At 67.9% G+C, this 26647-nt stretch carries 27 protein-coding genes; 4 read left to right on the top strand and 23 right to left on the bottom strand.

What is annotated here, in order from left to right:
* Positions 1-74: 74 nt before the first annotated feature.
* Positions 75-1001 carry an SDR family NAD(P)-dependent oxidoreductase gene (locus FHX72_RS01080; RefSeq protein WP_183622490.1) on the top strand — a complete coding sequence of 309 codons (927 nt, stop codon included), beginning with the start codon at positions 75-77 and terminating at the stop codon, positions 999-1001.
* A gap of 15 nt (positions 1002-1016) precedes the next feature.
* Here the strand turns inward: FHX72_RS01080 and FHX72_RS01075 are convergent, their stop codons facing one another.
* Positions 1017-1730: an RraA family protein gene (locus tag FHX72_RS01075; protein WP_338110066.1), complete on the bottom strand. Its 714-nt coding sequence runs from the start codon at positions 1728-1730 to the stop codon at positions 1017-1019.
* A 106-nt stretch (positions 1731-1836) separates the two neighbouring features.
* On the opposite strand from FHX72_RS01075, the gene FHX72_RS01070 reads away from it, so the two are divergent.
* Positions 1837-3303 (top strand): alanine--tRNA ligase-related protein, encoded by a 1467-nt coding sequence (locus FHX72_RS01070; protein WP_082775102.1) that lies wholly within the window; start codon positions 1837-1839, stop codon positions 3301-3303.
* Positions 3300-3971 carry a hypothetical protein gene (locus FHX72_RS01065; protein WP_156475615.1) on the top strand — a complete coding sequence of 224 codons (672 nt, stop codon included), beginning with the start codon at positions 3300-3302 and terminating at the stop codon, positions 3969-3971. Before FHX72_RS01070 ends, FHX72_RS01065 begins: the two co-directional genes overlap by 4 nt.
* Before the next feature lie 56 nt (positions 3972-4027).
* Here FHX72_RS01065 and FHX72_RS01060 read toward each other — a convergent pair whose 3' ends face one another.
* The 6 genes from FHX72_RS01060 to FHX72_RS01035 form a co-directional block, all read right to left on the bottom strand.
* Positions 4028-4684 (bottom strand): PadR family transcriptional regulator, encoded by a 657-nt coding sequence (locus FHX72_RS01060; protein WP_068494292.1) that lies wholly within the window; start codon positions 4682-4684, stop codon positions 4028-4030.
* A gap of 117 nt (positions 4685-4801) precedes the next feature.
* Positions 4802-5227 carry an NUDIX hydrolase gene (locus tag FHX72_RS01055; protein WP_209438682.1) on the bottom strand — a complete coding sequence of 142 codons (426 nt, stop codon included), beginning with the start codon at positions 5225-5227 and terminating at the stop codon, positions 4802-4804.
* Between the two features lie 64 nt (positions 5228-5291).
* On the bottom strand, positions 5292-6818 hold the full coding sequence (locus FHX72_RS01050; protein WP_183622488.1) for a S1C family serine protease: 1527 nt from the start codon (positions 6816-6818) through the stop codon (positions 5292-5294).
* 69 nt (positions 6819-6887) lie between these two features.
* Positions 6888-7184 (bottom strand): hypothetical protein, encoded by a 297-nt coding sequence (locus FHX72_RS01045; RefSeq protein WP_183622486.1) that lies wholly within the window; start codon positions 7182-7184, stop codon positions 6888-6890.
* Complete coding sequence (locus FHX72_RS01040; RefSeq protein ID WP_183622484.1) at positions 7181-7756, bottom strand: hypothetical protein; 576 nt, start codon at positions 7754-7756, stop codon at positions 7181-7183. The genes FHX72_RS01045 and FHX72_RS01040 overlap by 4 nt, the downstream gene beginning before the upstream one ends.
* Positions 7753-8301, bottom strand: coding sequence for an RNA polymerase sigma factor (locus tag FHX72_RS01035; RefSeq protein WP_244157512.1), 549 nt, complete (start codon positions 8299-8301; stop codon positions 7753-7755). Before FHX72_RS01035 ends, FHX72_RS01040 begins: the two co-directional genes overlap by 4 nt.
* A 142-nt stretch (positions 8302-8443) precedes the next feature.
* Here FHX72_RS01035 and FHX72_RS01030 point away from each other — a divergent pair, with 142 nt between their 5' ends.
* Positions 8444-9943, top strand: a complete 1500-nt coding sequence (locus tag FHX72_RS01030; RefSeq protein ID WP_068477862.1) for an APC family permease — start codon at positions 8444-8446, stop codon at positions 9941-9943.
* A gap of 77 nt (positions 9944-10020) precedes the next feature.
* Here the strand turns inward: FHX72_RS01030 and FHX72_RS01025 are convergent, their stop codons facing one another.
* From FHX72_RS01025 to FHX72_RS00950, 16 genes are all read right to left on the bottom strand, one after another.
* Positions 10021-11472, bottom strand: coding sequence for a glyceraldehyde-3-phosphate dehydrogenase (locus tag FHX72_RS01025; protein ID WP_183622480.1), 1452 nt, complete (start codon positions 11470-11472; stop codon positions 10021-10023).
* Between the two features lie 247 nt (positions 11473-11719).
* Positions 11720-13276, bottom strand: a complete 1557-nt coding sequence (gene der, locus FHX72_RS01020) for a ribosome biogenesis GTPase Der (protein ID WP_068477866.1) — start codon at positions 13274-13276, stop codon at positions 11720-11722.
* Positions 13273-14064 (bottom strand): (d)CMP kinase, encoded by a 792-nt coding sequence (gene cmk, locus FHX72_RS01015; protein ID WP_183622478.1) that lies wholly within the window; start codon positions 14062-14064, stop codon positions 13273-13275. The genes der and cmk overlap by 4 nt, the downstream gene beginning before the upstream one ends.
* On the bottom strand, positions 14061-15155 hold the full coding sequence (locus FHX72_RS01010) for a prephenate dehydrogenase (protein WP_183622476.1): 1095 nt from the start codon (positions 15153-15155) through the stop codon (positions 14061-14063). The genes cmk and FHX72_RS01010 overlap by 4 nt, the downstream gene beginning before the upstream one ends.
* Positions 15152-16057 (bottom strand): pseudouridine synthase, encoded by a 906-nt coding sequence (locus FHX72_RS01005; protein WP_082775108.1) that lies wholly within the window; start codon positions 16055-16057, stop codon positions 15152-15154. The genes FHX72_RS01010 and FHX72_RS01005 overlap by 4 nt, the downstream gene beginning before the upstream one ends.
* A gap of 103 nt (positions 16058-16160) precedes the next feature.
* Complete coding sequence (scpB, locus tag FHX72_RS01000) at positions 16161-16757, bottom strand: SMC-Scp complex subunit ScpB (RefSeq protein ID WP_068477894.1); 597 nt, start codon at positions 16755-16757, stop codon at positions 16161-16163.
* Complete coding sequence (locus FHX72_RS00995) at positions 16750-17616, bottom strand: segregation and condensation protein A (RefSeq protein ID WP_082775104.1); 867 nt, start codon at positions 17614-17616, stop codon at positions 16750-16752. The genes scpB and FHX72_RS00995 overlap by 8 nt, the downstream gene beginning before the upstream one ends.
* Positions 17600-18472 carry a ParA family protein gene (locus tag FHX72_RS00990; RefSeq protein ID WP_068477870.1) on the bottom strand — a complete coding sequence of 291 codons (873 nt, stop codon included), beginning with the start codon at positions 18470-18472 and terminating at the stop codon, positions 17600-17602. The genes FHX72_RS00995 and FHX72_RS00990 overlap by 17 nt, the downstream gene beginning before the upstream one ends.
* Positions 18473-18501: 29 nt before the next feature.
* Positions 18502-19431 (bottom strand): site-specific tyrosine recombinase XerD, encoded by a 930-nt coding sequence (gene xerD, locus FHX72_RS00985; protein WP_068477872.1) that lies wholly within the window; start codon positions 19429-19431, stop codon positions 18502-18504.
* Between the two features lie 10 nt (positions 19432-19441).
* On the bottom strand, positions 19442-20086 hold the full coding sequence (locus FHX72_RS00980) for an NUDIX domain-containing protein (RefSeq protein ID WP_183622474.1): 645 nt from the start codon (positions 20084-20086) through the stop codon (positions 19442-19444).
* A complete protein-coding gene (locus FHX72_RS00975; protein ID WP_338109987.1) occupies positions 20083-21822 on the bottom strand; it encodes a CTP synthase in 1740 nt (579 codons plus the stop codon). The genes FHX72_RS00980 and FHX72_RS00975 overlap by 4 nt, the downstream gene beginning before the upstream one ends.
* An 11-nt stretch (positions 21823-21833) precedes the next feature.
* The gene (recN, locus tag FHX72_RS00970; RefSeq protein WP_183622472.1) at positions 21834-23582 is read right to left on the bottom strand and encodes a DNA repair protein RecN; all 1749 of its coding nucleotides are present in this window, start codon (positions 23580-23582) and stop codon (positions 21834-21836) included.
* Complete coding sequence (locus FHX72_RS00965) at positions 23579-24502, bottom strand: NAD kinase (protein WP_068477878.1); 924 nt, start codon at positions 24500-24502, stop codon at positions 23579-23581. The genes recN and FHX72_RS00965 overlap by 4 nt, the downstream gene beginning before the upstream one ends.
* Positions 24499-25380: an SAM-dependent methyltransferase gene (locus FHX72_RS00960; RefSeq protein ID WP_183622470.1), complete on the bottom strand. Its 882-nt coding sequence runs from the start codon at positions 25378-25380 to the stop codon at positions 24499-24501. The genes FHX72_RS00965 and FHX72_RS00960 overlap by 4 nt, the downstream gene beginning before the upstream one ends.
* Positions 25377-25550, bottom strand: coding sequence for a hypothetical protein (locus FHX72_RS00955; protein WP_156475616.1), 174 nt, complete (start codon positions 25548-25550; stop codon positions 25377-25379). Before FHX72_RS00955 ends, FHX72_RS00960 begins: the two co-directional genes overlap by 4 nt.
* Positions 25547-26584, bottom strand: a complete 1038-nt coding sequence (locus tag FHX72_RS00950) for an HAD-IIA family hydrolase (protein WP_183622468.1) — start codon at positions 26582-26584, stop codon at positions 25547-25549. Before FHX72_RS00950 ends, FHX72_RS00955 begins: the two co-directional genes overlap by 4 nt.
* Positions 26585-26647: the final 63 nt, after the last annotated feature.

Genomic DNA, 26647 nt, shown 5'->3' with positions numbered 1-26647 from the left:
CCACGGAAATATTTCAGCAATCGAAGCGTTGTACTCTGAGTCTCGAAACGTTCGAGGCTTGAAGGAGTGTGACGATGAAGACCTTCGCCATCACCGGTGCCACGCAGGGCGTCGGCTACTTCGCCGCGGAAGAACTCGCGCGCCGCGGCCACCACGTTGTCCTCCTCGGGCGCAACATCGACAAGCTCAACACGGCGCTCATCTCCATCACCGAGCAGGTGCCGGATGCGAGCACCAGCCGCATCCTCCTCGACCTCACGTCAAGCGAGTCGATCGCGAGCGCCGCCGCCTCGCTGAGCGCCCGCGAACGCCTCGACGGACTGCTGCTGAACGCCGCACACATGGCACCTGGCGCGCAGCGCGAGCACGACTCCGCCGGCCGCGAGCTGACGATGTCAACCAACCACCTCGGGCACTTCGAGCTCACGGCGCAGCTCATGGATGCGCTCGCCGCACCGAAGCCGGTTACGCACGACGAGGAGCCAAGGAAGAGCCGCGTCGTCGCGGTCGGCAGCCTCGCGACCCGCATCTACCCGTTCGACCTCGAGGACTGGCAGAGCACCCACCTCTACGAGCCGCGCCGCGCGTACGCCGCGTCGAAGCACGCGCTCGAGATGTTCACTTTCGAGCTCGACCGTCGACTGCGCGCGGCGGACGCCGCGGCTGAGGCGCTTGTCGTCGACCCGGGCATCCCCGTCAACGGGGCAACCCCGGCTCGCACGGGAGTGAGCGAGCCGACCGCGTGGCAGCGCTTCGCGTCGCGCCTCGCTGGCCCGTTCGCGCACGGCAAGCACCGCGCTGCGGCCATCGCCGTGCATGCACTCACGAACGAAGCGGTCGCGGGCGGCGACTACCTCGGCCCAGCGCGCACTCTGCGCGGCACCCCGGTGAAGCTCGACAAGCCGGCCACCCAGCGTGATCGCGAGCGCGCCGAGCGCCTCTGGCGCCTCAGCGAGGAGTCGACGTCCGCTACCTTTCGCCTGAGCGAGACGGTCAGCTGACGCCCCCTACCCCCGCTACACCTCGACGGTACCGCCCACTCGTCTGAGGTGCTCGCGCAGCGTGAGCTGCGGGTCACTTCGGCGCGCCTGGACGTAGGCGGAGAAGTCCACCTGGTCGCGCAATGTGGTGCCGAGGCGGATGCGCGAGGCCTGCGAGCGCTCGACGTCTCGGATCTGCAGGGCATGCATGAGCACCTCGTTCGCTCGGTCCTCCTGCACGAAGATCAGTCCGTCCTCGTCGCCGAAGGCGGTATCGCGCGTGCGGATGGTGTGCTCGCCGAACTCCGCAGACGAGAAGGTATTGCGGCGTCGCTCGTCGAGGCGCTTCGGGCCCGCCGGGAGGGCACCGAGGCTGAAGACCGGGAGGCCGATGTCGCGCAGGTCGCGCGTGTCACGGTGCAACCCCCAAATGGCAATGCCGGAGAGCCCCGCCGCCTTCGCCTCGAGCGCGACGAGGTCGCCGACGCAGCTCTCGTCGGTGCGGCCCTGGTTGTCGACGATGAGCACGTCGCCGGGATGCGACCGTTCGATGGCCTCGAGAAACACGTCAACGCTGCCGAAGTGCCGCACCGGCAGACACCGCCCCGCGAGGCGCGGTGCGCGATCGGACACGGCGGTCACCGCCGCGGGTCCACAACGGACCTGCAGCCCGGCTCGCACACAGCCATCAGCGATGTGCGCGGTCGAAAGTCCCGTCGCATCGGTCCACAATTGCGCGATCTCCTGCACGGTCGACTCCCTGAACCTCACACGAGCACTCGTTGCCGAGTGCCTGAACGCCCCCACATTCGGCGAGGTCACGATACGGCATCCTCAGGTGTGAAACACTTTGCACATGGACGCGCATGAGATTCGCAATGCCTACCTCGACTACCAGGAGCGACTCGGGCACGTCAGGATCGACAGAGCCCCGCTCATCCCCCGCGGAGACGGCTCGACGCTGTTCACCGGCAGCGGCATGCAAGCCCTGCTGCCCTACCTGCTCGGCGAGGATCACCCCGCGGGCACTCGCCTCACGGACAGCCAGCCGTGCGTGCGCGCGCAGGACATCAACGATGTCGGCGACAACCGCCACACGACGTTCTTCGAGATGCTCGGGAACTGGAGTCTCGGAGACTACTTCAAGGCCGAGCAGATCCCCGCGTTCCTCTCGTTCCTCGTCGACACGGTCGGGCTCGACCCGAACCGCCTCTACGTCACGGCGTTCATCGGCGACGAGGCGGCCGGCATCCCCCGCGACGACGAGGCCGCCAGCATCTGGCAGAAGGCCTTCGCCGAGCGCGGGATCGAAGCGGGAATCGTCGAGATGGGCAGCCAGGCAGACGGCGATGCTCGTGGCGTGAAGCCAGGCGAGCGCATCTTCTTCTACGACGGCAGCGAGAACTGGTGGTCGCGCGGCGGCTCCCTCGAGGCGACGCCTATCGGCGACCCTTGCGGCCCCGACAGCGAGGTCTTCTACGACTTCGGCCCTGAGCACCACGACGCGTCCTACGGCGAGGCGCACCCGGCAAGCGACAGCGGCCAGTTCATGGAGATCGGCAATCAGGTCTTCATGCAGTACCGGCGCCTCGAGGACGGCTCGTTTGTCGAGCTCGAGCGACGCAACGTCGACTTCGGCGGAGGGCTCGAGCGCATCGCCGCGGCAGCCATCCACTCACCGGACGTCTTCCGCATTTCGCTCCTGCGCCCGATCGTGGAGCAGATCGAGCAGCTGAGCGGTGAAAGCTACGAAGAGCACACGCTCTCGATGCGCATCATCGCGGACCACCTGCGCGGCGCCACCTTCCTGGCCGTCGACGGTGTTGTGCCGTCGAATAAGGAGCAGGGCTACGTCATGCGCCGGCTCGTTCGTCGCGCCATCCGCGAGGCGCTCATCCTCGGCATCTCGGAGAACTTCTTCGCCGAGCTCGTGCCGACGATCGCCGACCTCTACGTCAACGACTACCCGGAGGTGCTCGAGCGGCGCGACCAGGTTGTCGCAGTCCTCGTCAAGGAGGAGCGCTCGTTCCGACGCACGCTCAAGGGCGGGCTGAAGGCGCTCGCTGCCTACAAGGGGTCGACCCTCACCGGCGGCGACGTGTTCCTGCTGTCCGACACGCACGGGTTCCCCCGCGAATTGAGCGTTGAGGAGGCGAAGCGCCAGGGCATCGACGTCGACCCCGCCTGGGAGGCAGAGTTCCTCGGGGCGCTTGAGGAGCAGCGCGCTCGCTCACGCGGTGCGACGAAGCTCGGCACGGCGGGCCTCCCCCACCAGGAGGCACAGGCCAAGCAGGAGACGCAGGCCTCCAAGGACCAGGGATGATGTTCCGCTGGCGCCGGAAGTCTCGAACGGCCTCGACGAGCCAGCAGACGAAGCCGAAGAAGAAAACAGGGCTGCCGCCCGTCATCTTCCCGGAGCTCTCTGAGGCGATCGACGACGGCATCCTGCTCGCGCTTCGCATCGTCAGGCTCGACGTGAAGAACGCGATCATCAAGCGCACGGTCGGCGAGAAGGTGCCTTTTGCTGCAGCCGACTACAGGGATGCAGCCAACGCGTCACTCGACCGGGTGCTCAAGGAGCTGCGGTACTCGGCCGAGCGGGTGGCTGGAGTGCGAGACCGGGCCCGACCGGGCAGGTCGCTGAGCGCCCACGACTACCGGCACGCCGACATCGAGACGCTGAGCTTCCGTGAGCGCGCGTCGCAGGCGGTCAGCGAGCGAATCGAGGCGGATCGCGAGGACGAGGCGTACGTGGACGGCCTCATCGAGCGGGCGAGAGCCGATGCGTGGACCGAGATCTCGGCGCACATCGAGCGGGAGCTGCTCGACCCGTGGTCGAAGGACAGCCCGCGGATGCAGCTGCCGTCGTCGCCCGAGGACGACCCTGAGCGCGGGGAGCGCTTCGACGATCTCGAGAAGGAGCTGCGGAAGCTCGCTCGCGAGGCGAAGATCCAGGAGCGTCGCGACGCGAAGCAGCGCGAGCGCTCCTGAATCTCCTGGCCTGGTGTCGCGCGAGCGCGACCCCGGCCGTCGTGACTGGCACGACGCTACTTGGCGAGGATCGTGTAGAGGGCCTTGCGGGCGTCGTCGAGCACCTTGGTGGCTTCCTGCTGCTGCTCCTCGGTAGCGCCGAGTCTGAACTGCTGCATGACGCCCATGAACTGCATGGCCGACTCGCGGAGGCCGCTCGCCGACTCTGACATTCCGGCAACCCCGCGCCAGCCCTGCTCGAGCTCTTCTGCGTGCTCGGCGACGTAGGTGCGGCCGGCCTCGCTCAGCTCGAAGACGGGCTTCTTTTCGGTCCCGCCCTGTTCGATGAGTTCCTCGTCGACGAGCTGCTGCAGCGTCGGGTAGACGGAGCCGGGGCTCGGGCGCCAGACGCCGTCGGTCTTCTCGGCGATGCCCTTGATGAGGCCGTAGCCGTTCGATGGGCCCTCGGCGAGGAGGGAGAGGATTGCGGCGCGGACGTCGCCCTTTCCCGCGCGGCGGTGGCCGCGAGGTCCGAACTTGGGGCCGAAGCCAGGACCGTGGCCTGCGCCAGGTCCGAAGCCCGGGCCGAAGCCGCGGCCAGGACCAAAGCCGTGGGAGAAGCGGCGGACGCGCTCGTCTTGCTCGCCCTCGTGACCGAATCCGCGGCCACGCTCGGAGGCGTGCGCCCGGTCGGCGTCGAACGGGTGGTGATTGTGGTTGAAGTGCTTACGCATGCGTGAACCTTTCTGCCGGAGCTGCACGGTGCAACTCCGATAGCTCGACGATATATCGGTGAATAATCGGTGTCAAGCGATATATCGAAGAATGTTCAGGGGTTCCGAGCACGGGCGTCAGGATCGCGCGTCGCGGAGCCTCCGCAGTTCCGGCATGACGCACTCGCTGAGGAGCGGCGCGAGGTCGCCGAGGTCCGCCGTTGGGCCGGGGTACGCGTCCACCCACCGGAGCTCGTCGATCTCGGCCCTGGCGCGCGGCGCTCCGGTGAGTGTGGCGAGGTACACGGTGCCGACGAGGTCGGTCGCGGCCTCGTTCGCTGCGGCGGTTGTCCACTCGCCGAGGAACGTCACGTCGGCGGCATCGAGATCGATGCCAACCTCCTCTTCTATCTCGCGGATCGCGGCTTCCTTCGGCGTCTCCCCCGGCTCGAGCTTCCCGCCAGGAAGCATGAACTTGGTGGTCCCCCGCTTGCGGACAGTGAGCACCTGCCCCTCGGAGTTCTCGAAGCAAATGGCGGCGACAGTAAGCACAGAAGCGGGCACGCACCAAGGATAGGTGCGTGCCCGCGAGCGGCGAAAGGATGCGGCGCTGGTCTTCGTTCTGCTCCTACTGCTCGAGCTCTCCGACCGTCACTCGAACCGTCTGCTCCTGGCCGCCGCGCACAAGCACGGCCTCGACCTGCGTTCCCGGCTCGAGAGCGCGGATCTGCGCCGTCAGGTCGGTCGAGCTGGACACGCGGTGGCCTCCGAAGGAGGTGATCACGTCGCCGGCCTGGATACCGGCCTGTGCCGCCGGGCCGCCCGCCGTGAGCTGCGCCACGTAGGCGCCCGCGACGCTCGAGTCTGCCGCCGTCGGGTCGGTGACGCTCGCGCCAAGGAAGCCGTGCGCCACCTGGCCGTCAGCGATGAGCTGTTCGGTCACGCGCTTCACGAGGTTCGAGGGCAGGGAGAAACCTACGCCGATGTTCCCGGCCGTCTCGCTGCCGCTGCTTGCACCGGCGATTGCGACGTTGATGCCGATGAGCGCTCCGTCCTGGTCGACAAGCGCACCACCCGAGTTCCCCGGGTTGATGGCGGCGTCGGTCTGGATGACGGGCAATGCAACGGAGGACGTACCCTGCGTCGTGGTCTGCCCCTCCGCCGAGTTAGGGTCGCCGCGCCAGAAGTTGTACGGGCTGTCCTCCTGCGTCCCATCGGATTCGACTTCCTCTGGGACAGCCGAGGAGCTGACCAGGATGCCGCGGTCGAGGGCGCTCACGACGCCTTCCGTCACCGAGTCGGACAGGCCGAGCGGCGCGCCAATCGCGACAGCGACGTCGCCGACGTTGAGCGAATCCGAGTCGGCGAACGTGATGGGCGTCAACGACGTGTCCTCGACCTTGATGATGGCGAGGTCGAGCACGGGGTCGCCCGCAACGAAGGTCGCTGCGAGGAGGCGACCATCGCTGGTCTGGACCGAGAGCTCCGCGTTGCCTGTCGCTCCGTCGATCGTCGCGACGTGATTGTTCGTAACGATGTAGCCGGCACCGTCGACGACCACGCCGGACCCGCTGGCCGCCGTCTGGCCGGAGGATGCGGAGATCGTGACGACGCTCGGGGAGGCGACAGCCGCGATGCTCGTGACGAGCGTCGCATCCTGCGGGTTGTTGACGGTGATCGACTGCGAGCTGCCGGCACCTGCGGCTACCTGGGAGGAGCCGAACCCGCCGACGACCGCGCCGCCAACTCCGCCGCCGACGACGCCTCCCACGAGGAGTCCGGCCGTGAGCAGTGCAACCGCGCCAAAGCGGCGCTTGCGGGGATTGGCTTGCTGGGTTGTCGTCTGTGCGCCCGCCGGGCCCAAGCTGCTCGATGATCCGAAGCCGTCGGCGGGGTGAGCCGCGTTCGGGTACTGCGCCGTTGGGTACTCGGAGGTTGCGTACCGACCCGTCGGCGCCTCACCGGGCACGTACTGGCCCGGCTGGTGCTGACCAGACGCCGAGGAGTACTGCGGAGCGAAGGAGTGCGCGTCCGGGGCGTGTGGGGCCTGCGCATTTGCGGGGGTCTGTGGGGTGAAGGGCTGCTGGGGGAAAAACTCTTGGTACGGCTTGGCGCCGTCCTGCGGGTTCGTTTCCGGGAAGGAGGGGGTGGACATGTGTGGTTCCTTTCGACACCACCGAGCATGCAGACCCGGGCTATGGCCTTCCTATGGCGAAGCTGTGGCTCAGCTTCGACCCGAGATCGCATGCACCCTGACGCGCACTTTCACGACGGTTCCGGCTGGGAGCACCGCGAGCGCCGCGGTCTTGATTCGCGCCGCGAGCCCTTCCACGATCTGACCCTGCGGGCTCGACGAGTCGACGCGCACGCGGACCGTGATCGACACGACCCCTTCGGACGTGCCAACTTCGACGTGCAGGGAGCCGAGGTGGATGCCGACGATGGGCAGCAGCTCGACGACTCCTGGGGTCCCGAGAGCCGCGGCTTCGACAACCTCGGCGACTCGCTCACGCTCGATCATTCCGCGCTCCTCACATCAGCGATGACGATATCGATGCCAGTGATCTCCAGCGTCGTGTGGCGCGCCAGCGCGTCGGCGATCGCGTCCCGCACCCGGTCCGCGAGCGGATGCAGCGGCCTGAGTCCAAGCACCGTGACGGAGACGGTCACGTGCACGGGGGCGCCTGGCTCGGTCACTTCGCCGTCAAGAACACACCGGCCGATCAGCACGCCGTCGATCGCGTCCCCGGTCCGTCTGATCAGCTCCCGAACGACGCCCTCGCTCTGCGAGAACTCAAACTCCGGCTCCACCGAGGCGAGCGGGATCTCGCGGCCAGCGCGTGCATCCATCGCGATACCGCGGAGCATCGACTGCAGCCAGGCACCACTCGGCGCTGGTGTCGCCGCCGACTCAGCTTCGATGAGGTCGTGGGACGCTCGTGCGACCCGTTCGAGAGCAGCCAGCGCGCGCTCGCACTCTGGGTCCTCCTCGATGGCCGCGTTGTAGGGCTGGCGGCCCGCGTCAAGGTACTCCGAGAGCTGCGTCAGCGTGTAGCCCGCGGCGCCGATCGTCGGCTCGACTTCTTCGCTCATGCCCATTCCTCCATGCCACGCAGGAGCGCGAGCCTCGCCCGCGAGAGGGCTCCTCGCACCGTCGACGTGTTCGTTTCGAGCTGTTCCGCGATCTCGGCGTAGGTGAGCCCCGCGGTCTCTTTCAGAATCCAGCACTGTCGTTGCAGTTCAGGCAGCGACGCGAGCACCTTCGAGGCGGCGTCGAGCTTCGCGTTCAGCTCGAGCTGCGCCAGGGGGCCGAGCTCCCGAGACTCCGGGGCGTCGACGTCGTCAATGTCCTGCTCGAACTTCCGCCTCCTGAGCCGATCCGTCGCCTTGCGCGCCGCGATCTGCACGAGCCAAGCTCGGACGGCTTCCGGGTCGCGGAGCAGGTCGAGCCGGTTCCAGGCGACGATGCAGGCGTCCTGGACGGCATCCTCCGCGTCGGCCCGAGACGAGAGCAGTCTGATCGCCGTCGCGATCATGAGCCCCCAGTGGCGTCGGATGAGCACCTCGAACGCTCGCTCGTCGCCGTCCCTCGAACGGGCGACGAGCAGCGCATCTGGCGCATCAGCAAGGTCAGGCACGAAGCAACAGTAGGCCAAGCGAAACTCACGATTCCTGCGTCTCGACCGACATGTTTCCAGCAGGTAAACTCCACACGCGCGCGGGTGCCCGCGCGCGGCTACAAAACACTGGGGGAACACCTTGAGCTTTTTCCAAAGCCTGATGCGAACGAAGAGCATCGAGGCATCACTAGCGGACTCACACTCCGAGGAGCGGTCGCTCAAGCGATCCCTCGGCGTGTGGGACCTCGCGATCATGGGCGTCGCCGTTGCTGTCGGCGCCGGAATCTTCTCCGTAGGAGCGAAAGCGGCCGCCAATAACGCCGGCCCATCGATCACCATCGGATTCCTGCTCGCGGCCGTGACCTGCGGCCTCGCGATCATGGCATACGCCGAGTTCGCGTCGTCAGTTCCCGTCGCCGGCTCCGCCTACACGTTCACCTACGCGACGCTTGGCGAACTGCTGGCCTGGATCATCGGCTGGGACCTCATCCTCGAGATGCTGTCGGCGTCCGCGGTCATCGCGAGCTACTGGGGCGTCTACCTACAGGAGGTCGTGAACATCTGGGGCTGGGATATCCCGCCCAAGCTCAGCATCTTCGGGCTGTTCGACCTGAACTGGGCCGCGTTCTTCATCGTCGCCGTCCTCACGACGCTGCTCGTGCTCGGCACGAAGCTCTCGTCGCGCGTCAGCGCCGTCCTGACGATCCTGAAAGTCGCGACCGTGCTCTTCGTCATCGTCGTCGGCGCGTTCTTCGTGAAGGCAAGCAACTACACGCCATTCATCCCGCCGTCGCAGCCCGCACAGGACTCGGGCACGGATGCGTGGCACCAGTCGCTCTTCTCGTTCATGTCCGGTGCTGAGCCGAGCATGTACGGCGTCTTCGGCCTCCTCGCCGGCGCCTCCATCGTGTTCTTCGCGTTCATCGGCTTCGACGTCGTCGCGACAAGTGCGGAAGAGGTCAAGAACCCGAAGAAGAACCTCCCTCGCGGCATCTTCCTCGGCCTTGGCATCGTGACCGTGCTCTACCTTTCGGTGAGCCTCGTCATCACGGGCATGGTGTCCTACAAGGATCTCGCGGCCGCCGAGACGCCGTCGCTCGCGACCGCGTTTGTGCTCGTCGGCGCAGACTGGGCCGCCCAGATCATCTCGATCAGCATCCTCCTCGGCTTCACGACCGTCATCCTCGTGCTCCTCATGGGGCTGGCACGCGTGCTCTTCTCGATGAGCCGCGACGGCCTGCTCCCCCGCTCCTGGAGCATCACGAGCGAGAAGCGCAAGACCCCGATCCGCCTGCAGATCGGCGTCGGCATCGCCGTCGCGCTCCTTGCAGGTCTGACGAACGTCGACTGGCTTGAGGAGATGATCAACATCGGCACGCTCTCCGCGTTCGTGCTGGTGAGCCTCTCGATCCTCGTGCTCCGCAAGAAGTACCCGAACCGCGAGCTCGCCTACCGCATGCCGTGGTCGCCGTTCCTGCCGATCCTCTCGGCCGTGCTGTGCTTCTGGCTCATGCTCAACCTCTCAACGCTCACCTGGCTTCGCTTCGCCATCTGGCTCGCCATCGGCCTCGCGATCTACTTCCTCTACAGCCGTCGCAACTCGCGGCTCGGGAAAGAGCGGGCCTCCTACACGGAGATCCTAGGCGCCGAGCTCAAGTAGCCCCCGTCCTCCGACGCAGAACGGCCCCCGCTCACCTGACGGTGAGCGGGGGCCGTTCTGCTTCGCGAGCGTGGCGCCTAGAGCTGCGAGAGCTCCTTGCGGTGCGGCACGATGGGCGGCTGCACGCCGCCGAGCTGCTCGATGATGCGCACGACCTGCGTCGAATAGCCGAACTCGTTGTCGTACCAGACGTACAGGACGAGGTTCTTGCCCTGAGAGATGGTCGCGAGGCCGTCGACGATGCCGGCCCTCGTCGTGCCGACGAAGTCAGTGGACACGACCTCGCTCGACTCGATGTAGTCGATCTGCTGGCGGAGCACGGAGCTCAGCGAAACCTGGCGCAGGAAGTCGTTCACCTCGCCGCGGGTCGTAGGACGCTCGAGTGTGAGGTTCAGCACGGCCATGGACACGTCTGGGGTGGGGACGCGGATGGCGTTGCCCGTGAGCTTGCCCTCGAAGTGCGGGAGCGCCTTCGCGACGGCCTTGGCCGCACCCGTCTCCGTGATGACCATGTTGAGGCCGGCGGCCCGACCGCGCCGGTCCCCCTTGTGGAAGTTGTCGATGAGGTTCTGGTCGTTGGTGAACGAGTGCACGGTCTCGACGTGCCCGTGCACAACCCCGTAGCGCTCGTCGATGACCTTGAGCACCGGAGTGATGGCGTTGGTCGTGCAGGACGCCGCCGAGAGGATGCGGTCGTCGTCAGTGATCCCGGCGTTGTTGATGCCGTAGACGATGTTCTTGAGCTGCCCCTTGCCAGGCGCAGTCAGCAGCACGCGGCGCACTCCGGGGCTCTGGAGGTGCTGCGAGAGGCCCTCCGCGTCGCGCCAGCGACCAGTGTTATCGACGACGATGGCGTCACGGATGCCGTACGACTCGTAGTCGACGGTTGCCGGGTCGTTCGAGTAGATGACCTTGATGACCGTGCCGTTGGCCTGGATGGTCGAGGCGGCCTGGTCAACCGAGATCGAGCCGGCGAACGCGCCATGCACCGAGTCGCGGCGCAGCAGGCTGGCTCGCTTCTCGAGGTCATTATCGCTGCCCTTGCGGACGACGATAGCGCGCAGGCGCAGCCCGCGCCCGGTCCCGGCGTGCGAGATGATGATGCGCGCGAGCAGGCGCCCGATGCGGCCGAAGCCGTAGAGCACGACGTCAGCGCCCGAGTCCGGCGACCCCGTGCCGATGACTTCGAGCAGCTGGCTGGCCAGGAACGTGTCGAGGTCCTCCCCCTGGGCCGCGAACCGCGTGGCGAGCTCGCCGAGGTCGATGGAGGCGGTGCCGAGGTCGAACTCCTGGAGGCGCTCGAGGATGGGCAGCGTCGCGTCGAGCGAGAGCTCGACGTCGTTGATCCGGCGCGCGAAGCGGTGCGCCTTGATGATGTCGATCGCCGACAGGTTGATGAGGCGGTGACCGTAGATCGAGGTCACGACGTTTCGCATGCGGTACAGGTTCCCGATGAGCGGGATCATCCGCTCGGCGATTCCGACTTTCTCCAGCCACTGGTGCTGCGTCTGCTCGGACTTTTCCATCATCGAATGGGACCCCTCAACGTCGAAAGTTCTCGTCTGATCACCAGACCCGCCTGAAATCCAGGCTTGGGCAAAATCCTACGGTTCTGCGCGCGCCGACGTGCGCTGAGAAGCGGCAAGGAGCATCCGCGTATTCACGCAGAGAGAAAAAGCTGCCATTTTTGCAGGAGAGCCCGGGCACGCAGAAGGGGCCAGCCCGCCGACCCTGACGGGTCGAACTGGACTGGCCCCATCGAACGTGAGCGTTCGATCAGCTGCGCTTGGCGCGCTTCTCGCGGACGCGCATGTTCGTGATGATCGGCGATCCCTCGAAGCCGTACACCTCGCGGAGGCGGCGCTGGATGAACCGGCGGTAGCCCGGGTCCAGGAAGCCCGTCGTGAAGAGCACGAATGTCGGCGGGCGCGTCTGCGCCTGCGTGCCGAACAGGATGCGCGGCTGCTTGCCGCCACGGAGCGGGTGCGGGAACTCCGCAGTGAGCTCGGCAAGGAAGGCGTTGAACTTGCCCGTCGGGATGCGGGTGTCCCACGAGTCGAGGGCGAGCTCGAGCGCTGGCACCAGCTTCTCGAGGTGACGGCCCGTCTTCGCGGAGATGTTGACGCGTGGCGCCCACGCAACGTGGGCGAGGTCGCGCTCGACCTCACGCTCGAGCTGCCAGCGGCGTTCGTCGTCGAGCATGTCCCACTTGTTGAAGGCGAGCACAAGCGCGCGACCCGACTCGAGGACGAGGTCGATGATGCGCAGGTCCTGCACGTTGACTGCCTCGGTCACATCGAGAACAACAACGGCAACCTCGGCCTTCTCGAGCGCCGCAGTCGTGCGGAGCGACGCGTAGAAGTCGGCACCCTGCTGCAGGTGCACGCGGCGGCGGATACCCGCCGTGTCGACGAAGCGCCAGATCTTGCCGCCGAGCTCAACCTGCTCGTCGACCGGGTCACGGGTCGTGCCTGCGAGGGAGTTGACGACAACTCGCTCTTCGCCCGCTGCCTTGTTGAGGAGGCTCGACTTGCCGACGTTCGGGCGGCCGAGGATGGCGACGCGGCGAGGTCCGCCGATCTCCTCTTTCGCGACCTTGGAGACCTCTGGCAGGATTTCGATGACCTTGTCGAGGAGGTCCGCGACTCCGCGTCCGTGCACGGCGGAGACCGGCCACGGCTCGCCGAGGCCGAGGCTCCACAGCTGCGCCGCGTTCGGCTCCTGCACGGCGTCGTCGACCTTGTTCGCGACGAGGATGACGGGGCGGTCCGTCTTGCGGAGCAGCTTCACGACGTGCTCGTCGGTGGCCGTCGGCCCGACGTTCGCGTCGACGACGAAGAGGACCGCGTCGGCGAGCTCGACGGCGATCTCCGCCTGCTGGGCAACCGAGAGGTCGATGCCCTTGGCGTCTGGCTCCCAACCGCCGGTGTCGACGATCGTGTACCAGCGGTTGTTCCACTCGGCCTTGTACGAGACGCGGTCGCGCGTGACACCGGGGGTGTCCTCGACGACGGCCTCGCGGCGGCCGATGATGCGGTTGACCAGCGCGCTCTTGCCGACGTTCGGGCGGCCGACGACCGCGAGCACGGGAAGTGCTGGCAGGTACGTGATGGCGTCGCCGTCTTCCGAGGCGCCGAGCAGCACCTCGAGGTCGTCTTCCTCGAGCTCGTAGTCGTCGAGGCTCTGGCGCAGCGCCTGGGTGCGCTTCTCCACTACCGTCTCGTCGAGCTCCTCGAGGCGCGCGACGAGCTCCTCGCCGCCTGCTGGGTCGAACTCCTCGGAGGCCTCGGTGGCCTCGGTGGCCTCGTCGTTCCGTCCTTGGTCGTCAGTCATCGTGACTCCTTCGTGTTGTCGTGTCTGACAGCGCTTGGGGCGGCTGCCAGCGACGGTGCTGTCGTCTGGTGCGGACCGGGTGTCGCCGAGGCGACGATCCGCAAGAATTCCTCGACGGACTGCTCGAAGTCGAGCGTTGTCGTGTCGAGCACCGTGACGCCGTAGGCGGCCTCGGTGAAGTTGGTGACCTTGGCATCTCTGGCATCGCGTGCGGACACGGAAGCTGCGACCGCGGCGACCGCCTCGCCTGCCTTCTCGCCGGTCCTGCGCGCGATGCGCACGGCCTCGTCTGCGGTCATGAGGATGCGCGCGGGGGCATCCGCCGCCACGACCGTCGTGATGTCCCTGCCCTCCGCGATGATGCCCGGGCTCGTCGTGGCCGCCATCGTGCGCCTGAAGAGCGCGGTGAGGGCCTCGCGGGCGGCTGGCACGCGGGACACGCGCCAGACATCACCGGAGATGGCGGTGTCGCGAATGAACTCGGAAACGTCAGTCTCGCCGACGCGCACCCAACGCTCGTCTGGGCTCTGCGAGATGCTGTAGAGCTCGACGAAGCTCGGGAGCAGCGCGGCGACGGCAGTGGCGTCGTCGAGGTCGCATCCGCTGTCGATCGCGAACCAGGTGATCGCTCGGTACGCTGCGCCGGTGTCGAGGTAGCCGAAGCCAAGGCGCCTCGCGCTCTCGCGGCAGACGCTCGACTTGCCAGAACCCGCCGGCCCGTCGACCGCGACGACCATCGGTGCGCGTTCGTCGCGTGCTTCCTGAGGCACGCTCGTGGAACCGGTCATGCGGCGATCCTCCATCCGCGCTGTTCGAGCTCGTCGACGAGCTTCGCTGTGGCGGAGGGCACCACCGAGATCACGACGAGCCCGACGTTCGAGGCCTGCGCGTGTTCCATCCGGAAGTCCTCGACGTTGACCTCGGCGTCGCCGACGTCGCCCATGAGCTTCGCGAGCTGCCCTGGCTTGTCGTCGATCATGACGGTGACCGAGTCGAACTCGCGCCGTGATGAACCGTGCTTGCCTGGCAGCCGCGCGACCCCGGCGTTGCCCGTCGCGAGCTGCTCGGCGATGATTCGCCCGGAGCCGAGCTCGTGGCTGCGCTCGAGGGCGCCGGCCACCTTGTCGAGGTCGGCCTGCAGCTTGCGGAGGACGGCTGCCGTCGGGCCGGCGTTCGCCGTCAGGATCTGCGTCCACAGCACGGGGTCGCTCGAGGCGATGCGCGTGAGGTCGCGCAGCCCCTGGCCCGCGAGCGCGGTCGCCCCGTCCTCGTCGTCGACGAGCCTCGAGGCGAGCAGGGTGGAGACCAGCTGCGGCATGTGCGAGACGAGCGCGACGGCACGATCGTGGTCTGCCGCCGTCATGGTCACTGGTGTCGCACCGAGGTCGAGGGCAAGTCCTTCGATCTCCTGCAGCGCGAACACGCTTGTCTGCTCGTGGTGCGCGATTACCCAGGGGCGTCCTACGAAGAGGTCGGCGCGGCCGGAGAGCGGCCCGCCGGTCTCGCGGCCCGCCATGGGGTGCGAGCCGAGGTAGCGGCTGATGTCTGCGCCGCGCGAGACGAGCTCCGCGAGGGGGGCCGATTTCACGCTCGCGACATCGGTGACGATGGCGTCCGGCCAGCGTTCGAGCTCGGCCGCGACCACCTGCCCGGTCACGTCAGGAGGCACGCAGACGACGACGATTCTGGGGGCGGCTCCCCCTGGGGCGTCGGATGCGAGGGTGCCGGCGCCGTAGTCAACCGCGAGTCGCAGCACCGATGGCGAGATGTCGTCGAGCTGGACGTCGACGCCGAGCCTGCGCAGGGCGTGCCCCACGCTTGTGCCGAGCAGCCCGGCACCGACCACCCGTACCGGGGAGTTGGTTCGAGTTGGCGTCATCGACGACCTTTCGATTTGGCTGGAGGCGCCTGCCTCGGGCCTCGGCCCTGCTTCGACTCTCGCGCTTGGCCAGCTGCCTGCGTGGGGGCGCCGCTGTCGCGCTGCTCTCCGGCTCGCCGGGCGAGCTTCAGGATGCGGCCGAGCTCCAGTGTAGTGAACTCTCGCATCTCCCCCTCCCGCAGCGTGCCGAGGTTCAGCGGGCCGAAGCTGCGACGCACGAGCGCCGTGACGGGGTGGCCGACCTCCTCGAGCATGCGACGCACGATGCGGTTGCGGCCAGAGTGCAGGACGATCTCGACGAGGGAGGCGGTCCGGCTCGGCTGGTCGGCGAGGAGCCTGGCGCTGTCGGCCTTGATGAAGCCGTCCTCGAGCTCGAAGCCCTGGCGGAGCCGCTGAAGTGCCTTTGCCGAGACCCGCCCATCCACGCGCGCGATGTAGGTCTTCTCGACCCCGAAGGACGGGTGTGCGAGCACGTGGGCGAGCTCTCCGTCGTTCGTGAGGACCAGCAGCCCGCTCGTGTCGATGTCGAGCCTGCCGACGTTGTAGACGCGCTCGTCGAACTCGCGAGCGAACTCGTGCAGGTCCGCTCGCCCCTGCTCGTCGCGCATCGACGAGACGACGCCGACCGGCTTGTTCAGGACGACGTAGCGCTTGCTCGGGTCGAGCTGGATGGGGGTGCCATCGACGGCGACCTCGTCGCGGTCCGGGAAGATGCGGCTGCCGAGCTCGGTCACGACGACCCCGTTGACCTCGATGCGCCCCTGCGTGATGTACTGCTCGCACACACGGCGTGACGCGACGCCCGCCGCCGCGAGGGCCTTCTGCAGGCGGACACCGTCCGTGCGCTCCGGTGCCGGTTCGGCCTCGCTCCCGGGAAGCGGGATGTCGTCGAAGTCGTCCATCGAGTAGCCGCCCTCCGGTCGCGCCTGCGCCGCCTGGCGGAGTGCCGCGGCCTCGTCGACCGTGCGGTCGTTGTCGCCGCGGCGCGGTGCGCGCCCTCGCTGGTCACTCATGGAATCCGTCCTGTCCTTCGTCGAGCAGAGGTGAAATCTTTGGCAACTCGTCAAGCGAGTTGAGTCCCAGGTGCACAAGAAGTGCCTGGGTCGTGACGTAGCGGATGGCCCCGGTCACTTCGTCGTGGCCGTCTTCTGCGATGAGGCCACGTGCTACCAGAGTACGCACCACCGAGTCGACGTTCACAGCGCGCACCTGCGCCACCTGCGAACGCGTGATGGGTTGGCGGTACGCAATGACGGCGAGCGTCTCGAGCGCGGCCTGCGACAGCTTCGACGGCTGACGGGTGAGCACGAAGTCGGCGACGATGTCGTCGAGGTTCTCGCGCACGTACAGCCGCCACCCTCCGCCGACCTCGCGCAGCTCGAAGCCTCGCTCCGGCCCCCCGAGATCGCCGTTGTAGTCGGCGACGAGTCGGCCGACGGATGCGCGCACGTCGGAGACGGGGCGGCTGACCGCCCCGGCGATGGTCACGAGCGAGAGCGACTCATCCGCGATGAACAGGATCGCCTCGACGGCGCGGTCGAGGTCGACGCCGGGCTGCTCGTCGAGGTCGTCCGACGGGCCCGGTGCTACCGAGTCAGTCATCGTCATCCCCGAGGCTCGCGAGCTGGGCCGCATCCCACTCGTCGGCGTCCCACGTCACGATCAGTTCGCCGAGTGGCGTCTCCTGCTCGAAGCTGAGGGCGGCCCTGCGGTACAGCTCGAGGAGCGCGAGGAAGCGGGCGATGATCACGCCGCGGGCGCTGGCGTCGGCGACGAGCTCCCGGAACGTCCGCGGCTCGCCGTCCTGGAGCAGGGCGACGAGGATCCTCGCCTGTTCACGGATGCTCACCTTGGGAGCGTGCAGGTGCGTGAGTCCAACGGTCGGGATCTCGCGCGGAGCGAGCGCGAGCGTCGCGAGGGCGGCGAAGTCCGCGGCAGAGAGCGTCCAGACCAGTTCCGGGATGCGCTCACGGAACTTCGCCTCGAGCGGCACCGCGCGGGTCGTGCGCTGCCCTTCGACGCCGAGCGCCGCGGCGAACCACGTGGAGACCTCTTTGAAGGCCTTGTATTGGAGGAGGCGCGCGAAGAGCAGGTCTCGTGCTTCGAGGATCGCCACGTCCTCAGCATCCACATACTCGCCCTGGGGCAGCAGGCTGACGATCTTCATGTCGAGGAGTGTTGCCGCGACGACGATGAACTCGCTCGCCCGATCGAGCTCCTCCGGGGTGGACAGGTCGTTGAGGTAGCCGATGAACTCACTCGTGACGCGACTCAGCGACACCTCGGTGATGTCCATCTCGTGCTTCGAGATGAGCGTCAGCAACAGATCGAACGGCCCCTCGAAGTTGCTCAGCGAGACACGGAAGTCGGCGTCCGGCGAGGCCTCGGTCTCGGCTTCTGCAGAGACGCCGCGTCCGACTGAGGTACCCCGTGTGGTCAGAGCGCTAGGCGACGGCGCCACGTTCGATCAACTCGCGCGCGAGCTGGTGGTAGGCCTTCGACGCGGTGTGCTCTGGAGCGAATCGGACGATCGGGACCCCGGCGACGGATGCGTCGGGGAACTTGACCGTGCGCCCGATGACCGTGTCGAAGACCCGGTCGCCGAACGCCTCGTAGACGCGGTCGAGCACCTCGCGTGAGTGCAACGTGCGGCCGTCATACATCGTGGGGAGGATGCCGTCGAGCTCGAGCGACGGGTTCAGCCGGTCGCGCACCTTGTCGACCGTCTCCACGAGGAGCGCGACTCCGCGGAGCGCGAAGTACTCGCACTCGAGCGGGATGACAACGCCGTGGCTGGCCGTGAGGGCGTTGACGGTGAGGAGGCCAAGCGACGGCTGGCAGTCGACGATGATGACGTCGTACTCGCTCGAGACCTTGCGCAGCACGCTGGCGAGGATCTGCTCGCGCGCCACCTCGGTGACAAGGTGCACTTCGGCTGCGGAGAGGTCGATGTTCGCCGGCATGACGTCGAGGCCGGGGAACGCGGTGGCCTGGATGACCTCGTGCGGGTCCTTGACGGTGCCGATGAGGAGGTCGTAGACGGTCGGCACATCGTACGTGCGGATGCCCAGTCCGGCGCTCAGCGCGCCCTGCGGGTCGAAGTCGACGGCAAGCACGCGGCGACCGTACAGCGCGAGAGACGCGCCGAGGTTGATGCTCGTCGTGGTCTTCCCGACGCCACCCTTCTGGTTGCACATCGAGATGATGCGCGCGGGGCCGTGGCTCTCCAGCTCTTCCGGGACATCGAAGTGGTTGTAGAGTCGCGTCGACACCGCGCTTGCGCTGCGGGGCGTGGATTCGATCGTCTCTTCGCTCATGACCCCTGCATCCTATCCCCGCCTTGGCCTCAGCCGAGGTTGGCGCGCGGATGGCTCGTCGCGTAGACGTCACGCAGGGTGTCGGCCGTCACGAGGGTGTAGATCTGCGTCGTCGAAACGGAGGCGTGCCCGAGCAACTCCTGGACGACTCTGACATCGGCGCCGCCCTCCAGCAGGTGGGTCGCGAACGAGTGTCGCAGCGTATGCGGAGAGACCCGACCCGCGAGGTCGGCCCGAGTCGCGATCGCGTCAAGCAGGTTGAAGGCGCTCTGCCTGGAGAGGCGCGCTCCCCGTGTGCCGAGGAAGAGCGCCGGGGTTGCGCTTCCGCGCGTAGACAGTTCCCGACGTGCCCGCACCAGATAGCGATCGAGCGCCCGCTGGGCGAAGCTGCCGACCGGCACGATGCGCTGCTTGTTACCCTTGCCGCGTACCCGGAGGATGCCGGGTTCGATCAGGTCGTCGACGTTGAGGTCGACGAGCTCCGAGATTCGGGCGCCGCTCGCGTAGAGGAGCTCCACGAGCGCCGTATCCCGCATGGCCTCGAGGGTCTCGCCTTCGGCTGCCTGCAGGAGGCGCTCGACCTCCGCGACGCTGAGCGCCTTCGGGAGCCTCGACGGCAGCTTGGGCGCGCGCACGCGCGCCGTCGAGTCCGCTTCGAGCACCCCCTCGTCGAGCAGGAATCGGTGGAAGCCCCTCACCGATGAAAGGGCCCTGGAGACGGAGGAGGCCGCGAGGCCCTCGCCTTCGCGCAACCGCACGAGGAACGCGGAGACGTCTGCTGGCGACGCGTCGGACACCGATCCCAGCCCACGGGCCTCGAGCCACTCGAGGTACTTGGCGAGGTCGCGACGGTACGCGCCGAGGCTGTTGCTCGACAGGCCGCGCTCGATCGTCAGGTGCCGGAGGTACGTGTCGAGCAGGGCCGCATCCGTCTTCGCCGCGCGCGGATCCGCAGCCATGGTGCGCTGACTACTCCGGGCGTCCGGGCGAGCGGGTCGGCCAGTCCGCCTGCGCGGGTCGCAGCGTCGACCAGCCGCGCTCCTTAGCCAGGTGGAGGGCCATGACGCCCGAGATGACAAACGGGTTCTGGACCGAGCCGTCGAGCACGGCGTCGAGCGCGTCAGCAAGCGCGACCCAACGCTGCTCCAGCTCGGCCTCCTCTCCCGTGCGTGCAAACGCCTCGGGAGTCTCGGACACGGTGCGGGCCAGGTAGACGCGCACGTTCTCGCTGCTTCCACCCGGCGACGTGTACTGGTCGAGCAGCACGTCCCAACGCTCGGCCACGAGGTCGACCTCTTCGGCCAGCTCGCGCTTGGCCGCGTCGAGCGGGTCCTCCCCCGGCGCGTCGAGCAGACCAGCGGGCAGCTCCCAGTCTCGACGCCCGACAGGGTGACGGTACTGGCGGATGAACAGAATGCGGTCGGCCTCGTCGAGCACAAGCACGGCGACCGCACCCGTGTGCGACATGAACTCGCGGGTGAGCTCCTCGTCGCCGAAGCGGAACCGCTCTCGGACGATGTCCCAGACGGCGCCGCGGAACACGACGCTCGATTCGAGGACCGTGTCCTCAGCGACCTCGTCAGCAAACGGCCCGGCTTCGGCGACGTGGGTCACTGCTGGACCTGGTCCACGGCCTGCACAGTGTCCACGTCCTGCACGTTCTCCTCGACATCGACGAGGCGGCCGGAGCGTTGACGCTCGAGGCCGGCGGCGACGAGGCCGGAGAAGAGTGGATGTGCGCTGTTCGGGCGCGACTTCAGCTCGGGGTGCGCCTGCGTGGCTACGTAGAACGGGTGGACCTCGCGGGGCAGCTCAACGTACTCGACGAGCGTGCCGTCCGGGGAGAGGCCCGAGAACTGCAGGCCAGCATCCGAGATCTGCTCGCGGTAGGCGTTGTTGACCTCGTAGCGGTGGCGGTGGCGGTCCTCGACGAGCGTCGAGCCGTAGAGCTCGGCGATGATCGACCCCTCGTCGAGGGCAGCCGGGTAGGAGCCGAGGCGCATGGTGCCGCCCATGTCACCGGTCTCGATGATGTCGACCTGCTCGGCCATCGTCGCGATGACTGGGTTCGGCGTCTCCGGGTCGAACTCCGACGAGCTCGCGTCGGTGATGCCGACGACGTTGCGGGCGTACTCGATGACCATGCACTGCATGCCGAGGCACAGGCCGAGCGTCGGGATGCCGTTGTCGCGGGCGAAGCGGAGCGCTCCGAGCTTGCCCTCGATGCCGCGGATGCCGAAGCCGCCAGGCACGCAGATCGCGTCGACGTCGCTCAGCTGAGCTGCCGCGCCCTCGTTCGTCTCGCACTCGTCGGAGGGGATCCAACGGAGCTTCACGCGCGTCTGGTTCGCGAAGCCGCCGGCTCGCAGGGCTTCGGTGACCGACAGGTAGGCGTCAGGCAGGTCGATGTACTTGCCGACGAGGCCGACCGTGATCTGGTGCTTCGGGTGGTGCACAACCTCGAGGAGGCGCTCCCAGGCGCTCCACTCGATCGGCTCGGCCGGGAGCTTGAGCTGCTCGATGATGTATTCGTCGAGGCCCTGCTCGCGCAGCACGCGCGGGATGTCGTAGATCGAGGGCAGGTCGATGGTGTTGACGACCGCACGCTCTGGCACGTCGCACATGAGCGCGATCTTGCGCTTGTTGCTCTCCGTCACCGGGCGGTCGCTGCGAAGAACGAGGGCGTCCGGCTGGATGCCAGCGGAGCGGAGTGCTGCGACCGAGTGCTGCGTCGGCTTCGTCTTCTGCTCGCCGGAGGCGCCCATGAACGGCACAAGCGAGACGTGCACGAAGAACACGTTGTCGCGGCCAAGCTCGTGGCGCAGCTGGCGGGCCGATTCGATGAACGGCTGCGACTCGATGTCGCCGATCGTTCCGCCGACCTCGGTGATGATGACGTCGGGGCGAGGCTCCTCGCTTGCCTGCAGGCGCATCCGTCGCTTGATCTCGTCGGTGATGTGCGGGATGACCTGAACGGTGTCGCCGAGGTACTCGCCGCGGCGTTCCTTGGCGATGACGCTCGAGTAGATCTGGCCCGTCGTGACGTTCGCCGACTGGGCGAGATCGACGTCGAGGAAGCGCTCGTAGTGCCCGATGTCGAGGTCGGTCTCTGCGCCGTCATTGGTGACGAACACTTCACCGTGCTGGAACGGGTTCATCGTGCCAGGGTCGACGTTCAAGTACGGGTCGAGCTTCTGCATGACGACGCGCAAGCCTCGGGCCCTGAGAAGGTTGCCCAAGCTGGCAGCGGTCAAACCCTTGCCGAGCGAGGAGACGACGCCCCCGGTCACATAGATCTGCTTGACAACGGCCTGGTCGTTTCCCGCAACTGGGATATCTGCGCTAGTCACGGAATTCCATATTAGACGACGGACCGCGATCCGTCTGCGCCTGGCGCTGTGCGATTCGCCGCGCCGAGCTCCAGCAGCTCCTCTGCGTGCGCGTTGCCCGTCTCGCTCTCGGAGAGACCAGACAACAGCCTGGCGATCTCCTGCGTGCGATCAGCCCCGCGAATCTGGCGGATGCTCGAGGTGGTGAACTGCCCGTCACTCGATTTCTCGATGCTGATGTGGTTGTCCGAGAAGGCCGCCACCTGTGCCAGGTGGGTGACGACGATGACCTGCGCGTTCGCGGAGAGCCGCTGCAACCTGCGGCCGATCTCGATGGCGGCAGAGCCCCCGACGCCTGCATCGACTTCGTCGAAGACGAGTGTCGGCACCGAGCTCACGTCGGCGAGCACCACTTCGAGGGCCAACATGACGCGAGAGAGCTCGCCGCCTGATGCTCCCTTCCCGAGCGGGGCCGGCTCGGTCCCCGGGTGGGGGCGGAGCATGAACGCGACCCTGTCGCCGCCGTGCGCGGCGATCTCGTCGAGCGGCGAGATCTCCACGGTGAGCTGCGCGGCCGGCATCGCCAGCGCGTGGAGTTCGTGAGTCACACGCTCCTCGAGCACGCTCGCGGTCGCTGTGCGCAACCCTGTGAGGTGGGCAGCGGCGGCGGCGAGCGTCGCCTCGGCCTCGGCGATCTGCGTTTCGAGCTCCTGGATGCGCGTCGTGTCGTTCTCGAGTTCCAGCAGCTGCATGCCGGCTTGGGAGCCGAGCTCGATGACGTCGTCGAGGGTCGGCCCGTAGGTCCGGGTGAGGCTCGTGAGCAGCGTGAGCCGCTCGTTGAGCTGAGCCAGCTCACCGCTCCCCTCCGATTCGAGGCCGTCGAGGTAGCTCGCGAGGCGGAGCCCGAGCTCGTCGATCGCGAACGAGATGTCTGCTGCGGCCTGCCCGAGCTCACCGAGCGCCGGGTCGCTCGAGGTCGCGCTGTCGATGAGAGCGCGCACCTGCGAGACGAGCTCGGTCGAGCTCGCGCCGCCCTGGCCGCCGAAACCGGCCGAGCTGTCTCCGGCAAGGAGCTCGTGCGCCTGGCCGACGTCTCTCCGCAGCGCCTCGAGGTTCGAGAGCCGCTCGATGCGCGTGAGCAGCGACACGTCCTCCCCTGACTGCGGTTCGGCAGGCTCGATGTCGGCGAGCGCACGGCGCAGGCGCGCGGCTTCGAGCTCGCGCTCCGCCTCAGCGTCGCTCAGCGTCTGCAGCTCAGAGCGAAGCTCGCCACGGCGCACGTGGGCCTCGCGGACCGCGCCGCGTGCCGTGCGCAGGTCGACGCCACCGAACGCATCCAGTGCCGCGCGCTGCGCCCCTTCGCTGCGGAGCCGCCACTGGTCGCTCTGGCCGTGCACGACGACGAGTCGTTCTCCGAGGTCGGCGAGGATCGACGCGGGAACGCCTCGGCCCCCGAGCCACGCCCGGCTGCGCCCCTCGGCGCTCACTTGACGGGCGACGAGCAGCTCATCGTTCTCGTCGAGCTCGGCGCCGGCGTCGGCGGCGAGCCGCGCCGCCGGGCTGTCGACGTTCAGCTGCCAGCGGCCCTCGACAACAGCCTTGCTGGCTCCGGAGCGCACTGCGTCGGCCGACGCGCGCCCGCCGCGCAGGAGCCCGAGGGCCGTCACGATCATGGTCTTTCCCGCGCCAGTCTCACCCGTGATGGCGGTGAAGCCCGGTCCGAGGGGAAGCTCGGCTCGCTCGATGACGCCGAGGCCGGAGATGTCGATGTCAAGAATCATGCGCGTGCGGGTCCTCGCCATCCTGAAGTCGGGAGTTGGAACTTTTCGACAAGCCGTTTGCTGAAGGGCGCGCTGTGCAGGCGCGCGAGTCGAATCGCGGCGGCGCCCCTGGTCGCCGTCACGCGGGAGCCTGCAGTGAGGTCATAGGTGCGGCGCCCGTCGCACCACAGCACGCCTGGGGTGCCCGTTCTCGGGATGATCTCCACGGCGAGCGTCGAACTCGGCCCGACCACGATGGGCCTGGCGAACAAGGCGTGCGCGCTGATCGGGACAAGCAGCAGCGCCTCGACCGTGGGCCAGACGATGGGGCCGCCGGCCGAGAACGAGTAGGCGGTGGATCCGGTGGGCGTCGAAAAGATCGCGCCGTCGGCGCCGAAGCTCAGGAGCGGCTGGCCGTCGACCTCCAGAACCAGCTCGAGCATCCGCTCTCTGCTGGCCTTCTCGATCGAGGCCTCGTTGAGCGCCCACGTCTCGTAGACCGTCTCGCCGCCAAGGGTGACGCGAACGTCGAGCGTCATGCGCTCCTCGACCTCGTAGTCCCGGCTCAGCGCCCGGCCGACCGTGTCGGCGAGCGAATCCCGCTCGCTCTCGGCGAGGAACCCGACATGACCGAGGTTGACGCCCAGGATCGGAACTCCGGCATCGCGCACTAGTTCGGCGGCGCGGAGGATCGTGCCGTCTCCCCCGAGCACGATCGCGATCTCGACTTCGTCCGCGGCGAGCTGGTCGCCAAGCGTCACCGTCGTGCGCGGCACCCGGTTGCGATCGAGGCGCAGCAGCTCGCGGTATGTCGCGGGCTCCAGCACGGGGGTGACCCCCGCGTCGTCGAGCAGCTGCAGCACGATCATGGCCGCTTCGATGGCCTCCTCGCGTGCCACGTGGCTCACGACGAGGATGCGCCGCTTCGAGTTCCCGCTCATCGATCTGCCTCCAGCTCCTCCGCTTCGACGATGGCTCGCCGCAGAGTGTCGAGTCTGTCAGCATCCGCTGGACTCGAGCCTGTCGACGTGCGGAAGACCGCAACGAATTCTGAGTTTCCGTGGGTGCCGACGATCGGCGATGGGCGGAGCGAGACGAGCTCGAGGCCACAACTTGCCGCTTCGACGAGCACTCGTTCGAGGGCGGGCGCGACGAGCTTGCGGTCGTGCACGATGCCGCCCTTGACGCCCGTCCTTCCGACTTCGAACTGCGGCTTGATGAGCAGCACGGCCTCGGTGATGCCTGGTGCCATCGCCATGATGGGGGCGATCACCTTCGTCAGCGAGATGAAAGAGAGATCGCCGACGACGAGGTCGATGTCCGCTGAACGCACGGGCGAGGCCGCGGCGTCGAGCAGCTCGTCGAGCTGGCTTGCGTCGATGAAGCGCGCGTTGACGCCCTCGAGGTTCGTGACGCGCTCGTCGTCGCGCACCGAGGGGGCGAGCTGGTCGTGCCCGACGTCCAGCGCGATCACATGCCTGGCACCGCGCGCGAGCAGCACCTGCGTGAACCCACCGGTGGATGCACCGACGTCGAGCGCCGCGCGTCCTGCCGGGTTCAAGCTCGGAACCGCGTCGAGGCCAGCGACGAGCTTGTGCGCTGCGCGAGAGACGAAGTCGTCTCCCCCGGCCACCGCCAGCTCGTCGGTCGACGCGACGCGAAGACCGGTCTTGGTCGAGGGAACGCCGTTGACCAAGACGGCTCCGGACTCGACGAGGCGGGCGGCCGCGGTGCGACTGCGGGCCAAGCCGCGACGCGTCAGCTCGCTGTCGAGGCGGGCAAGCGCGCCGCCACCGACGTCCGCAGCAGACGCGTTCACGCGCGATCTCCGTCGAAGAGCTCGACGGGTGTGCTCTCGAGGAGCTGCCCGAGCTGCTGGTGCACCTGAGAAAACGCGGCTGCCCGCTCCACGACGGGAAGGGCCGCGATGCGCTCAAGTTCCGCAGTGAGCTCCGACGCCTCGCCGAGGCCCTCGACGTCGAAGCTCAAGATGCGAGCTCCGAGTAGAGCACCTCTGGCACGCGGAGTGCGTAGATGAGCTTCTCCGAGGCCGCGACTGCCGCACATCCGGCCCGAAGGAGGTTGATGGGCGAGCTACCGGCGCGGTCGACGATGACGTCGATGCCGCGCACCGTGACCTGCGCGTCGCCGACGCGCGCGACGGCGAGCTCGGCCTGCGGACGCTCGGTGACGATCTTCGGGTAGGGCTGTGAGAGCTCACGCAGGTCGGTCAGGATGAAGTCGGGGCGCTGCCCAGGGGGTGCCGCGATGAGCTGCTTGGGGCGGTCGACGCCGGTGAGCACAAACGCGGAGGTCATGCCGGCGTTGTCGGCTCCCTTGATGTCCGTATCAAGTCGGTCGCCGATGAAGAGCGCCTTCTTGGCGTCGAAGCGGCGCACCGCCTCGTCGAAGATGGCCTTCTCTGGCTTGCCCGCCACGAGCGGCAGCTTCTGCACGGCCGTGTGGACTGCGGAGACGAGAGTTCCGTTGCCAGGCGCGATGCCGCGAGCGACAGGGATGGTCCAGTCCTGGTTCGTGGCGACCCAGGGAATGTCTCGAGCGAGCGCAAAGGACGCCTCGGCGAGGTGCTCCCAGCCGACGTGAGGGGCGAACCCCTGAATCACGGCGTCCGGCTCGTCGTCGGCGGATCGCGTCACGCGGAAGCCGCCCTTCGTGAGCTCGTCGATGAGGCCGTCGCCGCCAACGACGAGGATCAAGGATCCAGGCGCCACCTTCGTGGCGAGCAACCCGACCGCCGCTTGTGGACTCGTCACGACGTCCTCCGCGGTCAGCGAGAGTCCGAGGTCGCGCAAGTGCTGGGCAACCTGTTCGTCAGTCCGGGAGGCGTTGTTCGTGATGTAGCCCGAGCGGATGCCGGCGGGTGCGAGCGCGTTCAGGCTCTCGACGGCGTGCGGAACCGGGTTGGGGCCGCGGTACACGACTCCGTCGAGATCTGCCAGCACGACGTCGACGCCGTCGAGCGGGGCGGGTCCCGTTCCGGTGCTCTTCCTGAACAAAGCCATCTGGATCTCTCGTCTCTCTGAGCTCGCCAATTCTCCGCGATTGGTGCTCGTCGTGGTTCGGCA

It is taken from the genome of Pseudoclavibacter helvolus, assembly GCF_014191305.1.
In the GTDB taxonomy this organism is placed as follows: domain Bacteria; phylum Actinomycetota; class Actinomycetes; order Actinomycetales; family Microbacteriaceae; genus Pseudoclavibacter; species Pseudoclavibacter helvolus.
Note: the sequence above shows the minus strand (reverse complement) of the source record. Positions and strands in the feature narration are given on the sequence as shown.

Excerpts from the sequence above, each read along its gene's own strand:
- FHX72_RS01080 (WP_183622490.1), top strand. The coding sequence starts at position 75 with ATGAAGACCTTCGCCATCACCGGTGCCACGCAGGGCGTCGGCTACTTC.
- FHX72_RS01070 (WP_082775102.1), top strand. The coding sequence starts at position 1,837 with ATGGACGCGCATGAGATTCGCAATGCCTACCTCGACTACCAGGAGCGA.
- FHX72_RS01065 (WP_156475615.1), top strand. The coding sequence starts at position 3,300 with ATGATGTTCCGCTGGCGCCGGAAGTCTCGAACGGCCTCGACGAGCCAG.
- FHX72_RS01060 (WP_068494292.1), bottom strand. The coding sequence starts at position 4,684 with ATGCGTAAGCACTTCAACCACAATCACCACCCGTTCGACGCCGACCGG.
- FHX72_RS01050 (WP_183622488.1), bottom strand. The coding sequence starts at position 6,818 with ATGTCCACCCCCTCCTTCCCGGAAACGAACCCGCAGGACGGCGCCAAG.
- FHX72_RS01045 (WP_183622486.1), bottom strand. The coding sequence starts at position 7,184 with ATGATCGAGCGTGAGCGAGTCGCCGAGGTTGTCGAAGCCGCGGCTCTC.
- FHX72_RS01040 (WP_183622484.1), bottom strand. The coding sequence starts at position 7,756 with ATGAGCGAAGAAGTCGAGCCGACGATCGGCGCCGCGGGCTACACGCTG.
- FHX72_RS01030 (WP_068477862.1), top strand. The coding sequence starts at position 8,444 with ATGCGAACGAAGAGCATCGAGGCATCACTAGCGGACTCACACTCCGAG.
- FHX72_RS01025 (WP_183622480.1), bottom strand. The coding sequence starts at position 11,472 with ATGATGGAAAAGTCCGAGCAGACGCAGCACCAGTGGCTGGAGAAAGTC.
- der (WP_068477866.1), bottom strand. The coding sequence starts at position 13,276 with ATGACTGACGACCAAGGACGGAACGACGAGGCCACCGAGGCCACCGAG.
- cmk (WP_183622478.1), bottom strand. The coding sequence starts at position 14,064 with ATGACCGGTTCCACGAGCGTGCCTCAGGAAGCACGCGACGAACGCGCA.
- FHX72_RS01010 (WP_183622476.1), bottom strand. The coding sequence starts at position 15,155 with ATGACGCCAACTCGAACCAACTCCCCGGTACGGGTGGTCGGTGCCGGG.
- FHX72_RS01005 (WP_082775108.1), bottom strand. The coding sequence starts at position 16,057 with ATGGACGACTTCGACGACATCCCGCTTCCCGGGAGCGAGGCCGAACCG.
- scpB (WP_068477894.1), bottom strand. The coding sequence starts at position 16,757 with ATGACTGACTCGGTAGCACCGGGCCCGTCGGACGACCTCGACGAGCAG.
- FHX72_RS00990 (WP_068477870.1), bottom strand. The coding sequence starts at position 18,472 with ATGAGCGAAGAGACGATCGAATCCACGCCCCGCAGCGCAAGCGCGGTG.
- xerD (WP_068477872.1), bottom strand. The coding sequence starts at position 19,431 with ATGGCTGCGGATCCGCGCGCGGCGAAGACGGATGCGGCCCTGCTCGAC.
- recN (WP_183622472.1), bottom strand. The coding sequence starts at position 23,582 with ATGATTCTTGACATCGACATCTCCGGCCTCGGCGTCATCGAGCGAGCC.
- FHX72_RS00965 (WP_068477878.1), bottom strand. The coding sequence starts at position 24,502 with ATGAGCGGGAACTCGAAGCGGCGCATCCTCGTCGTGAGCCACGTGGCA.
- FHX72_RS00950 (WP_183622468.1), bottom strand. The coding sequence starts at position 26,584 with ATGGCTTTGTTCAGGAAGAGCACCGGAACGGGACCCGCCCCGCTCGAC.